Below are 12,235 nucleotides of genomic sequence, written 5' to 3'. Positions count from 1 at the left end.
TCAGGCAGAAGGATTGATCGAACGGACGCGGGAAACAATTTCGCGCAGGGTTGCCCGCTCTTCTTCGTTGAGCGCTTCGAGACCGGGCATACGCACCGGCCCCGCCGACTCGCCCATGATCTCGAGCGCTTCCTTGACCACCGTCACGTTGGCGCCATTGGAATATTTGGTCCGCAGCGCTTCAAAACCAGCAATCGGTGCAATGAGGCTGCGCGCCCTGGCGTAGTCGTTCGCTTCCAATGCCTTGTGGATGGCCAGCGAAAGCTCGGGGAACACGTTCACGAGCCCCGAGGTGAAGCCGCGCGCGCCCATGGCATAGAATGGCGGGGCCCAGCCTTCCGCCAGCCCGCACACCCAAACCGTAGGATATTCGGCGGTAGCGCGGATGGCTTCGCCCAGCAGCATCAGGTTGTTCGAGGCGAATTTGATGCCGGCGACATTCTCGTGGGCGGCAAGGAGCTTGAAATCGGCAATCGAGAAGGTGTCGGAACGTACATAGGCGATCACCGGTACGGTGGAACTGTCCGCAAGTGCAAGGAAATAGCGCGCCTGTGCGGCCGGTGCCGCGAACGGATCCATGGGATGGTGCCCCATGATGGCATCTGCGCCGGCGGCGATGGCATCGCGCGCAAGCCGCTTGGCGTCGGCCAGAGATCGTCCCACGGCCGCGCTCACGATGCTGGTTCCCTCGTGCGCCGCCTCGATCGTCAGCCGGTGGACTTCTCCGATCTCCTCCAGGGCCAGGGCGAAGAACTCGCCGGTATTGCCGGCCGCCATCAGATTGTGAACACCACTGCGTGACAGGCGCCCGATCAGCGCTTTTAGCGCCGCACCGTCTAGCGCGCCACTCCCCCCGTAAGGCGTTACGGGTACTCCGGAAATGCCCGTAAGCGCTCGGCGCACCTTGGTGATGGCTTCGGACATTGGCGGAGTCTCCTCAAAATGTTGCCGCACATCGCTCACCTGAAGCCGACGCGCTAACCGGTTGACGTCGGCACTGATTTATGAACATTGAAATATCAGATTTCAAGAGCTCTTCTGCAGCATCCGCGCTGAAGAGCGAAACCGGGAGAGGAAGAATGAAGAGACGCGAACTCCTGAAAAGCGCCCTGCTATCGGGCGTTGTCATTGCCGCAGCCGGGCATCTCAGCCTTGCCAATGCAGCGACCCCCGATGACCAGCTGGTCATCGCCATGAACATGTCGTCCATGCGCGGCCTTGATCCGCATGACCTGAACCAGTTCGAATCCGCCGAGATTGCGGCCAATCTCTATGAGCGCCTCGTGGTGCTCCCGGCCGACAACATCTCCGAACCTCAGCCGGGGCTTGCCGAGAGCTGGACGATCTCGGAAGACGGCAAGGCCTTCACCTTCAAGATCCGGTCGGGCGTCACCTTCCACTCCGGCAATCCGCTGACGGCGGCGGACGTCGAATGGTCGCTCCGCCGACTGGTCAAGCGCGGCCTTGCTCCGTCCGTGGATCTGCGCCAGTGGGGCTTTACCGCCGAGAACGTCGATACGCTGATCCGTGCAGCTGACGACAGCACCGTGGTCGTCGAGACTCCGGAAGTGTGGAACCCCAGCCTCATCCTCTATACGCTCGCGAGCTTCTCCACCTCCATTCTCGACAGCGCTCTCCTTGCCGGGGAAGAGCGTAACGGCGATATGGGTGGAGAGTACCTCCAGACCCGCGACGCCGGCTCGGGCCCCTACACGCTTCGCACCTGGCGTTCCAATGATATTCTCATCGCCGAAGCTTACGAGGATTATTGGCAGGGTGCACCCGCCATGCGCCGCGTCATCCTGCGGCACATGCCGGAATCAGCCAGCCAGCGTCTGCAGCTCGAAGCCGGCGACATCGATATCGCCACGCGGCTTTCCAGCACCGATCTCGCCCAACTCGCGCAGGGTGGGCAAGTCACCATCCAGCAGACACCCGGCTATGGATTCTACTATCTGGCGCTCAATCAGAAGAACGAGATCCTCGCCAATCCCAAGGTGCGCGAAGCCTTCCGCTATCTCGTCGACTATGAGGGTCTCGCGCAAGGCGTGATGCGCTACTATGGCACCATGCAGCAGACCATCATCCCCGCGGGGCTGATCGGGGCCATCGAGGACAATCCCTATACGCTCGACATCGAGCGGGCCAAGGAGTTGCTCACCGAGGCGGGCTATCCCGATGGCTTCTCCATGGTCTACTTCGCCAACCCCAATACCCCGGAAGGTGACCTCGCCCAATCCCTGCAGGCGAATGCCGCCGAGGCCGGCATCACCCTCAATCTCCAGCTCGGCGACCACCTCGGCTCATTCCGCGCCCGCGACTTCGAAGTATTCTCCGCGCGCTCCGGCGATCGCCTGCCCGATCCGCATGCGGTACTCCAGTCCTACGCGACCAACGCCGACAATTCGGACGAAGCCAATCTCACTGGCATCAACGCCTGGCGGACCGCCTGGGATGTCCCCGCCGAAATCCAGGAGATGGTGACCGCCGCAGCGCATGAGACCGACCAGGAACGCCGGGCCAAGCTCTATACCCAGATCAACGAGGCCTATCTTGCTTCATCGCCGGCGCTCATAACTTCGTTCCAGCGCTCGGACGTGAAGGCTATTCGCGCCAACGTTCAGGGCTATGTCGGCCACTCCACCTGGCTGACCCGCTGGGACACCGTGACCAAGCAGTAAGGCCAGGAGGCCGAGCAGGTAGCGTTCATGCAAAGCGTATCGACCGAGAACCGGCTGGCAGGGCTGACCAGGGCCCTGCGCAAACTGGCCACGTCCCTCGTGGTCATCGCGACGACCCTGTTCGGCCTGCTGGTCATTACCTTCGTGGTTGGGCGCATGGTGCCCACCGACCCCGTGATCTCGCTGATCGGCCCCGAGGCCGATCAGCAAACCTACGAGCGCGTCTATCGGATGCTGGGACTCGACCAGCCGCTCTATGTCCAGTTCTTCACATATCTGCGCGATGTGCTGAGCCTCAATCTCGGCCAGTCCTTCATCACCAAGAACGCGGTGACCACCGACCTCGCCCGCGTCATTCCCGCCACTCTCGAACTGTCCACCCTTGCCATTCTGATCGGTGGCGGCCTCGGCATCCCGCTCGGCATCATCGCGGCGGTGCGCAAGGGGAGCTGGATCGACCAGGTTGCCCGCGTCGTCGGCCTGGTCGGCTATTCCATGCCGATCTTCTGGCTGGGCACCCTGGTCATCCTCGTCTTTTACGCCTGGCTGCAGTGGATACCCGGGGGCGGCCGCATCGACATCTACAACGAGGGGATCGTCAGCGGCCCGACGCAGTCGCTCCTCATCGACTCGATCATTGCCGGCGAGTGGGAGGTGTTCTGGAGCGCCCTCCATCACCTGATCACCCCTGCCCTGATCCTGGGCTATGCATCAATGGCCTATCTCAGCCGCATGAGCCGGGCCTTCATGCTGGAGCAACTGAACCAGGAGTATGTGCTGACCGCCCGCGCCAAGGGCCTGCCCGGCCGAACCGTGGTCTGGGGTCATGCTTTCCGCAACATCCGCGTACAGCTCCTGACCATCGTCACGCTGGCCTATTGCGGCCTCCTCGAAGGCACGGTGCTGATCGAGACGGTCTTCGGCTGGCCCGGCCTCGGGCAGTATCTGACGAGCTCCCTCCTCTATGCCGACATGAACCCGGTGCTGGGCAGCGTGCTGGTGATCGGCCTGATATCGATCATCGCCAACCTGCTGTCCGACGTCGTCTACCGGTTTGTCGATCCAAGGACCCGCTGATGACTTCTTCGACCACTGTCCTTTCGGGCCTTCACGCCTGGCTGGTGACCGATGACGTCGCTTCATCCCGCCAGGCCAAGCTCGGCCGCGCCTACCGGGTGTGGCTCGAACTCCTGGCCAACCCGCTCGCGTTCGGCGGCGCCGTTGTCGTGCTCGTCCTGGTGGCGCTCGCCCTCCTCGCGCCGGTGATCTCGCCTTACAACCCCAATGCACAGAACCTGCTTGAGGCGCTGCGGCCGCCCTCGGCGACCCATTGGTTCGGCACCGACGAATACGGCCGCGACGTCTTCTCGCGCGTTCTCTTCGGCGCCCGCACCACGCTCTACACCACGCTTCTCGTTGCCATAATCGTCGCCCCCATCGGCTTTCTCGTCGGCGCCACCTCCGGCTACCTGGGCGGCTGGGTGGACACCGTGCTGATGCGCATCACCGACATCTTTCTCGCCTTTCCAGGCCTGGTGCTGGCCCTTGCCTTCTCGGCGGCGCTCGGGCCGGGGATCGAGAATGCGGTCATCGCCATTTCTCTGACGGTCTGGCCGCCGATCGCGCGCCTCGCCCGCGCCGAAACACTGACGGTCCGCAATGCCGATTACGTGGTTGCCGCCCGCCTGCAGGGCGCCAGCGTTGCCCGCATCCTCTGGCGCCACATCGTGCCGATCTGCGCGCCCTCGATCATCGTTCGCGTCACGCTCAGCATGGCCAGCATCATCCTGACCGCAGCCGGTCTCGGCTTTCTCGGTCTCGGCGTCCAGCCGCCGACCGCCGAGTGGGGGGCCATGGCAGCCTCGGGCCGCCAGTACCTGCTCGATGCCTGGTGGCTGACCACCATCCCTGGCCTTGCCATTCTTCTTGTCAGCCTTGCCTTCAATCTGCTCGGCGACGGCCTGCGCGACATCCTGGATCCCCGCAATGGCTAAGCCGACCCAGCCCATGCTCGACGTCGAAAACCTCAAGGTGCGGTTCCGCACCCTTGCCGGACCGATCGAGGCGGTGCGCGGCGTATCCTTCACCCTCGGCAAGGAAAAGCTCGGCATCATCGGCGAGTCGGGTTCGGGCAAGACGATGACCGGCCGTGCCGTCATGCGCCTTCTGCCCAAGTCCGCCGAGATCATTGCCGACAAACTCCAGTTCGAGGATGTCGACCTGAGCACAGCGACGGAAAGGCAAATGCAGTCCGTCCGTGGCCGTCGCATCGGGATGATCCTGCAGGATCCCAAATACTCGCTCAACCCGGTGATGAGCGTTGGCCAGCAGATCAGCGAGATGGCGCGCTTCCATCTTCGCGTCGGCAAACGGGAAGCCGAAGAGCGCACGCTGGCGATGCTCGAGCAGGTGCACATCCGCGACCCGCACCGCGTTTACCGCCTTTACCCGCACGAGGTCTCGGGGGGCATGGGCCAGCGCATCATGATCGCCATGATGCTGGTGGCCTCACCCTCGCTGATCATCGCCGACGAGCCGACCTCGGCCCTCGACGTTTCCGTGCGGGGGCAGATCCTCGAACTGCTCGATGAAATCGTGGTCAGCCGCGGCATCGGCCTCATGTTCATCTCCCACGATCTCAATATGGTGCGCAGCTTCTGCGACCGCGTCCTGATCATGTATGCGGGTCGGATCGTCGAAACGATCGCAGCGAGCGAACTCGAGAACGCACGGCATCCCTACACGATCGGGCTGCTGGAGGCGCTGCCGCGGATCGATGCGCCGCGCGACAGGCTTGCGGTGCTGCAGCGCGATCCATCATGGCTGGAGCCCACCCGATGACCCCCGCGATCTGCGTCGAACACCTCACCGTCACCTTCGGCGAAGGTATGTTGGCTTTCCGCGCCGTCGACGATGTCTCGTTCAGTGTCATGCCTGGTACGGCCTTCGGTCTTGTGGGCGAAAGCGGCTGCGGAAAATCCACCGTCATGGGCGCCATCGCCGGCCGGCTGACGGACTGGCAGGGAAAGATCGCGATCGACGGCGAGCCCATCTCCGGCCGCCGCACTCTGCCCCAACGCGCCCGTGTCCAGATGGTCTTTCAGGATCCCTATGGATCGCTCCACCCGCGCCACACCATCGAGCGGACCCTTCTCGAGCCACTCGAAATTCATGGCCTTGATGATCGCGACCGACGGATCGGCAAGGTACTCGAGCAAGTGGGCTTGCCGCAGCGCTTTCGCTACCGCTTCCCTCACCAGCTCTCCGGCGGGCAACGGCAGCGCGTCGCCATTGCTCGGGCGCTGATCCTGTCGCCAAAGGTCATGCTGCTCGACGAGCCGACCTCGGCGCTCGACGTGTCGGTGCAGGCGGAGGTGCTGAACCTGCTCAAGACCCTGCAGGAGGATCAGGGGCTGACCTACCTCCTCGTCAGCCACGACATGGCCGTGATCGCGCATGTGTGTGACCAGATCGCGGTTATGCGCGAAGGCCGGTTCGTCGAGCTCACAGACAAGCAACGGCTCATCGCCGGGGCGGTGGAGAACGACTACACCCGCCTACTGCGTGAGGGGGTCTAAGCCTCCCATAGGCGTTTCGCTGTTGCCGAACACTCGCCGGATATAGAGCTCGCCCGAGCGCATCACGTGGTTGCGCATCGCCTGTTCCGCCGCGTCGGGATCGCGAGCGATGATAGCTCGCCCAATCTGGGTGTGCTCTGCAAGCGCCTTGGCGCGCTCGGTCAGGTCCGAGTGGATGATCCGGCGCGTACTCGCATCATAAAATCGCTGCCGATCGATCAGACGTCCGAGATAGACGCAGGCGGAGCTCTTGTGAATCTGGTCGTGGAACGCCTCGTTCGCCTCGATCAGTTCATCTGGATCGTCGCCGCTGGACGCCACGGTCATCCGCTCAATCAGGCTTTCCAGCTGTTCGGCGTCGTCCTTGCTCAGCCGTTGCGCCGCCATTCGGGAGATCATCGCTTCGAGAGCCGCTCGCGCCAGGATCATCTCCTCGGCCCAGGTGCGCCCATAGAGCACCACCACCCCGCGCCGCGGCAATGTGGTGACGAGGCCATCGGCTTCGAGCTGGCGCAGGGCTTCCTTCAGCGGCGTCGTGCTCACCCCTAGTTCCTCGGCGAGCTGCCGCTCGTTGAGCCGCGACTGATACGCAAAGCGCCCGCTGATGATGGCAAGACGCAAGGCGCGATGCACATGATCGCGCAAACTCACCGTCAGCTTGGGATCGAGTGGCTCCAGCGCTCTACCGTCCTCATGCAGCATCGATTCACCCACGCACGTGTAACCTGGCACCTCTTACAGTGATATATCAGTCTCTACAACGTCCAATCCGCCTCTCACAGAGGAAGCCAGCTCACCTGCTGGAGACAGCTCGTGATGCACCGCCGATCTCGGGGCCAGGTATCGGCATCATTGGTGACCTGCGCCATGGCTCGGGCGACAAGGGAGAAATGACTTTTCCCCCAGTTAGTCACAAGCTTGATTCCCATCAGAATCGGGCATCCTCCAGGCCGCAGAACGGGTCGACAGGCGAGCGTCCCTCAAAAGCGCGCAGCCCCATCATGCAATCCAGCACCGCTTCCTGCATCTCGTCGGACGTGCAGTAGGCGTTCACATAGGCCGGCATACGGGGCGCATCGTAGAGGTAGTAGGGATAGCCGAAGGAGATCATTGCCGTCGGCACTTCGTGCCAGGTGCGGCGCATCGCCAGGCGAAAATCGCCCATCAGCCGCAACCAGTCGAGGAATATGCGGCCACGGGTCAGCAGCGTTTCCTCGCCCAGTGCGTAGAGGACGAGGTCGTAGTCGCCCGTTGGAACGGGCGTGCCCGATTCGTAGACGTCCACCTTGAAGCCGCGTTTGCGCATAAGGTCCGGCAAGGCGAGAAGGATGGGTGCGCCGTGGATCGGCGAGACGATGCCGCCGGTGATCAGCAGGACCCTGCGGTGGCGCTCCGAGGAGATGGGAAACAGACCCTCGACATCCTTGACCAGGGTTGGTGCGCGCTGAAAGCCACTGCTCGCTGCAGCTTGCGCCTCAGGCCGGCGCAGCCGAGCCAGGCGGTCGGTCGCGGGCTCGCGCCGGTCCTTGTGCAACCCGAGGGCTGCCTTGAGGCCGAGCACGCGCATAAGGGCTTCGTCGACGCGATCCTCAGAGAGCGTGCCATCGGCGAGGGCCGACTTGATCGCCTTGAGGTCTCGATCCATGTCCTGTGAGAACAGGATCATGTCGCAGCCGGCGCGCAACATCTCGACCTTGGCCTCAGCCGTGGCCATGAAGGAGGTCACACCCGCCATTTCGGAGGCGTCCGAAACGATCAGGCCATTGAAACCAAGGCGCCCGCGCAGGAGCTCTGTGGTGAGCCCGCGGGACACGGATGCCGGGCGGAACGCTTCGATGCCGGCCTGCGGATCGCCCTCCCGGACAAAGGCCGGCAAGGCGATATGGGCGGACATGACGGACATGACGCCGCCGGCAATCGCTGAGCGATAGAGGCGCCCGAAGCGGGTCTCCCACTCTTCCATCGACAACGAATTGACGGTGGTCAGAAGATGCTGGTCGCGATCATCGAACCCTTCGCCCGGCCAATGCTTGACGCAGGCGGCGACACCCGCCCGCTGGAACGCGTCTGCCTGGGCCATGGCATGGGTCTCGATGCGATCGACATCCGAGCCGTAGCCCCGCGTTGCAACGATCGCCGAGCGGAATGCCGCGTTGATATCGAGCACCGGGGTATAGGACCAGTTCACCCCGACGGCCCGCGCCTCGTCGGCCATCACGCGCGAAATCTCCCGCGTCAGGGTGACGTCGTCGACCGCCGCCAGGGCCAGGGGATTGGGTACGGTGGTGGCGAACGGCAGGCTCATGCGTGAGCCTTCTAGATCGGCCGAAACGAGGAGCGGAACGTCCGCTTCGTCCTGCAGCCGATCGAGCAATGTGGCTTCAGCCATACCGTCTGCCGAAAAGAACCGCATGACGCCCCCCGGTCGCAGCCGCTTGATCTCGTCACCGCTCCAGTTCGCGGCCGGGCCATGCATGCCGATGACGAAGAGCTGCATCAGCCGTGCGTCGGCGTCGAGCCCGGCTGCCATATTGGCTACCCAGGCCACGGCCTCGTCATCGAGGTTGAAGGGGGCAAGGCGGAGGTGATCGAGAGAGACGGCAGGTCGATCCATCATGACTATTCCTCGAAATCGGGTTGCCGCGCCGGAGCGGCGAGGGCGAACGCCGGCAGGGCCTTGCAGCTGGCGGTGATGGCGGTGAGGCGTTCAAGGTACGACGTGTCATAGCCGAAGCGCTTCGCATTGGCCATTTGGCCGAGCTTGCCCGGATCCAAACATGATCAGCGCCGCCCTACCGAGCAAGCGTAAAGCGATACTCCGTAACCTGACGATAGGTCTCTCCTGGACAGAGGACCGCGGAAGGGAAATGCCCATGGTTTGGGCTGTCGGGCCAGTTCTGAGCTTCCAGACAGAGGCCAGCATGCGGACCGTAAATACGTCCTCCAAGACCAACGAGGCTGCTCCCGAGCTTGTAGCCATCATAGAGGTGGAGGCCGGGCTGCGTCGTCCAGAGCTCCATTGCGGGCCCGCCGGGCAGGCCCAGCCGCGCTGCGAACGTCGGGTGAGCGCGGCTGGCCTCGGCGAGGCGATAGGTGTTGTTGAAACCGGGCTGGGGTCGATTCGCACCCAGCGCCCGAAGCTGGCGAAAATTGAAGGGAGAAGACCCTACGGGACGGATCTCGCCTGTCGGTATCAGGTTGGGTCCCGTCACCAGATAATGCGTGGCGGCGATCTCGAGGTGATGATCGAAGATATCGGGCCTGCCGGAGAAGTTGAAATAGGGATGATGGCAAAGATTGACGAATGTCGGCTTGTCGGTCGTCGCCTCCAGTTCCAGCCTGAGCGTTGCCGGCGGCAGAACGCTGTAGACGGCCCGCACCCGGCAGTTGCCCGGATAGCCTTCATGCCCGTCCGGGCTCAACCAGGTGAGCACCACCCTTGTGACATCGGCCTCCTCCAAGCGCCACGACTGGCGGGCGGCGCCGGTCCCTCCGCCATGGAGGTGATGGCCGTCACCGTTGATCGACAGGCGGATCGGGCGACCGTCGAGAACGGCACGTCCATGCCGGATGCGGTTGGCGAAACGGCCGATGACTGCGCCGGCATAGTGGTCAGCCTCTGCATAGTCCTCGTGACGCTCGAAGCCGAGAACGAGCGGCTCCGGCCAACCGGAGAGGCGCAGATCGACCAGGGTGGCGCCGAAGGGAGCGATGCGTGCCGAGAGCGCATCGTTGGCAATTGCGACGGCTTGCATAAGCTACTCGATACGGATGCCGCTCGACCGGTCGAACAGGTGGATACGCGCTGGATCGACGGCGAGAGTCGCAGTCTCGCCCGGTGCGATATCAAGCCTTTCGCGGAAGAGGGCGAGCAGCGTCCGCTCACCGGCCTTGAGATTGAGCAGGGTCTCGCTGCCGGTCGGCTCGACGACCACGACCTCGGCAGTGAAGCTCCCCGGTCCGCCCGCAGCCTCCAGCGTCACGTGCTCGGGTCGAAAGCCGAGGACGACGTCCCGGCCGGCCAGACCGGCCCGGCCCGGATCGAGGCGGACTGCCAGTGTACCGGAGCCGAATGTTACGACACCGTCGCTTACCTCGACCTGCCCCTCGATGAGGTTCATCGAGGGCGACCCGATGAACCCGGCGACGAAGAGATTGGTCGGACGATCGAAGAGATCGAGCGGAACGCCCACCTGTTCGACATGCCCATCGTGCATTACCACGATGCGATCAGCCATGGTCATGGCCTCGACTTGGTCGTGGGTGACATAGACGGTGGTGGTCCTCAAGCGCTGGTGCAATGCCTTGATCTCGGCCCGCATCTGCACGCGTAGCTGCGCGTCGAGATTGGAAAGTGGTTCATCGAAGAGGAAGACGGCCGGGTCGCGGACGATGGCGCGGCCCATGGCCACACGCTGCCGCTGCCCGCCCGAGAGTTGGGCGGGTCTGCGTGAAAGCAGCGGCTGCAACCCGAGGATATCGGCCGCCACCTTGGCCTTGCCCTCGATTTCCGATTTCGGCCGTTTGGCGAGCTTCAATGAAAAGCCCATGTTCTCAGCGACCGTCATGTGCGGATAGAGCGCGTAGGACTGAAAGACCATGGCGATGTCCCGCGCCTTGGGCGGCAGGTCGTTGACGACCTGCCCACCGATCGCGATGTCCCCGCCTGTGATGCTCTCGAGCCCTGCGATCATGCGCAGCAGCGTCGATTTTCCGCAGCCGGAAGGGCCGACGAGGATGATGAACTCCCCGTCGGGAATGTCGATCGACACGCCATGCAGGACTTCCACGGCCCCATAGGCCTTGCGGGCGGATTGGATGGCAATGGAAGCCATGTCGTGCTCCTCTTCGAAGGGCTGGTTTAGCCGGCCGCGCCGGTGATTTCGGCAACGCGATCGAAGAAACGCCGCTTCTCCGGGGTGGAGATGCCCCAGTTCACCGGCGGGGATTGGAAACCGTCGCGATAGTTGTTCTTGCCCTGGTCGTAGTAACCCCACGGCACATAGTGCGGAAAGGCCGCGTCCATGTTCTCAACAGTCGTCGAGTCCTCGTTGATGCAGAGGGGACGCGGGTTGGTCTTGTAGGTCTCGGTGTCCTTGACGACGCGGATGACTTTGTCGATGCCGGCGGGATCGAGCCCGTTGCCGTGGAAGAGGATGAAGTCGGACTCCTCGATGACTTTGTCCACCTTGCCCCTGGCCAGCCGATCGAGGAAGGCCTGGTCGACATTGGCGGCATCGTTGCCGCGGGTGAGCGGCAGGCCCGCCTTCTCCTTAAACGGCCAGTTGGTGACGCTGGCCGCCACCAGCAGGCGTCGACCGTCGCGATGCCGGGTCTTGATGCGGGTGATCAGTTCGTGGACGCGCGCCGGGGTCAGGATCTCGTGCTCGTAGAGGGGCACGTCGCACTCGTTGTTGACCTCGACCATGACGTTCTCAAGGCCGGTATCGAGCAGCCAATCGGTGATGTTGTCGACGCCGCGGATGATCGCCGCCTCGTCGGCCATGTTCTCGTCCTGGCCGAAATAGTAGTAGCCAAGGATGACGGCGATGCCCTGGTCGTCACAGGCCCGAAGCGCCTTTTCCAGCCGCTCGAGATATTTCGGCTTGAGTTCGCCTTGAGGCGTGAAGGCAGAGTTGATCCAGGGCTGGGCCCGTTCGGTGCCCGTCACCGGCATGCCGCCCTGGAGGTTCAGCGTCACGGCGCGGATGCCCTTGGTATGATAGGTGGGCAGTTGTGCGATGAACTCGCCGAGATTGCGGTCGGGGTCCCAGCGGCGGGTGTCGGGATAGGCCCACTGCTTTGCCGACTCCGCATTCTCATCATCGAAGATCGCCTGCACCATGCGGGTGTTGAAGAGCAGCCCCTCCACCGGCTTGCCTTCGAACGAGCGGCTCTTGTAGGTCGGCTCGCCGTTGATCAGGAATTTTTCGCCTTCGATCGTGATCCTTGTGGACACCTGGTCCTCCCTTACGC

The 12,235-nt window shown here is 63.5% G+C and carries 12 protein-coding genes; 5 read left to right on the top strand and 7 right to left on the bottom strand.

From position 1 onward, the window contains the following. Complete coding sequence (locus tag QQK18_RS13360) at window positions 1-924, bottom strand: dihydrodipicolinate synthase family protein (protein ID WP_284340830.1); 924 nt, start codon at window positions 922-924, stop codon at window positions 1-3. A 155-nt stretch (window positions 925-1,079) separates the two neighbouring features. Between QQK18_RS13360 and QQK18_RS13355 the strand changes: the two genes are divergently transcribed. The 5 genes from QQK18_RS13355 to QQK18_RS13335 are packed head-to-tail and all read left to right on the top strand — an operon-like array spanning window position 1,080 to window position 6,259. Next, a complete protein-coding gene (locus tag QQK18_RS13355; RefSeq protein WP_284340829.1) occupies window positions 1,080-2,681 on the top strand; it encodes an ABC transporter substrate-binding protein in 1,602 nt (533 codons plus the stop codon). Window positions 2,682-2,708: 27 nt separating this feature from the next. Further along, window positions 2,709-3,758, top strand: coding sequence for an ABC transporter permease (locus QQK18_RS13350; RefSeq protein WP_284340828.1), 1,050 nt, complete (start codon window positions 2,709-2,711; stop codon window positions 3,756-3,758). Beyond that, complete coding sequence (gene nikC / locus QQK18_RS13345; protein WP_284340827.1) at window positions 3,758-4,675, top strand: nickel transporter permease; 918 nt, start codon at window positions 3,758-3,760, stop codon at window positions 4,673-4,675. Before QQK18_RS13350 ends, nikC begins: the two co-directional genes overlap by 1 nt. After that, complete coding sequence (locus QQK18_RS13340; protein WP_284340826.1) at window positions 4,668-5,522, top strand: ABC transporter ATP-binding protein; 855 nt, start codon at window positions 4,668-4,670, stop codon at window positions 5,520-5,522. The genes nikC and QQK18_RS13340 overlap by 8 nt, the downstream gene beginning before the upstream one ends. Continuing rightward, entirely contained in the window at window positions 5,519-6,259 is a 741-nt protein-coding gene (locus tag QQK18_RS13335) for an ABC transporter ATP-binding protein (protein WP_284340825.1), read from the top strand. Before QQK18_RS13340 ends, QQK18_RS13335 begins: the two co-directional genes overlap by 4 nt. Here QQK18_RS13335 and QQK18_RS13330 read toward each other — a convergent pair. From QQK18_RS13330 to QQK18_RS13305, 6 genes are all read right to left on the bottom strand, one after another. Then, window positions 6,239-6,961 (bottom strand): GntR family transcriptional regulator, encoded by a 723-nt coding sequence (locus QQK18_RS13330; RefSeq protein ID WP_284341042.1) that lies wholly within the window; start codon window positions 6,959-6,961, stop codon window positions 6,239-6,241. The genes QQK18_RS13335 and QQK18_RS13330 overlap by 21 nt on opposite strands. A gap of 226 nt (window positions 6,962-7,187) precedes the next feature. Then, window positions 7,188-8,873 carry a glycoside hydrolase family 3 protein gene (locus QQK18_RS13325; RefSeq protein WP_284340824.1) on the bottom strand — a complete coding sequence of 562 codons (1,686 nt, stop codon included), beginning with the start codon at window positions 8,871-8,873 and terminating at the stop codon, window positions 7,188-7,190. Between the two features lie 5 nt (window positions 8,874-8,878). After that, on the bottom strand, window positions 8,879-9,010 hold the full coding sequence (locus QQK18_RS13320; protein WP_284340823.1) for a hypothetical protein: 132 nt from the start codon (window positions 9,008-9,010) through the stop codon (window positions 8,879-8,881). 41 nt (window positions 9,011-9,051) lie between these two features. After that, on the bottom strand, window positions 9,052-10,014 hold the full coding sequence (locus QQK18_RS13315) for an aldose epimerase family protein (protein ID WP_284340822.1): 963 nt from the start codon (window positions 10,012-10,014) through the stop codon (window positions 9,052-9,054). 3 nt (window positions 10,015-10,017) lie between these two features. Then, on the bottom strand, window positions 10,018-11,094 hold the full coding sequence (locus QQK18_RS13310; protein ID WP_284340821.1) for an ABC transporter ATP-binding protein: 1,077 nt from the start codon (window positions 11,092-11,094) through the stop codon (window positions 10,018-10,020). A gap of 26 nt (window positions 11,095-11,120) precedes the next feature. Further along, complete coding sequence (locus QQK18_RS13305; RefSeq protein ID WP_284340820.1) at window positions 11,121-12,218, bottom strand: hypothetical protein; 1,098 nt, start codon at window positions 12,216-12,218, stop codon at window positions 11,121-11,123. Window positions 12,219-12,235 lie beyond the last annotated feature (17 nt).

The organism is Devosia nitrariae (assembly GCF_030160115.1).
Lineage (GTDB): Bacteria > Pseudomonadota > Alphaproteobacteria > Rhizobiales > Devosiaceae > Devosia > Devosia nitrariae.
Note: the sequence above shows the minus strand (reverse complement) of the source record. Positions and strands in the feature narration are given on the sequence as shown.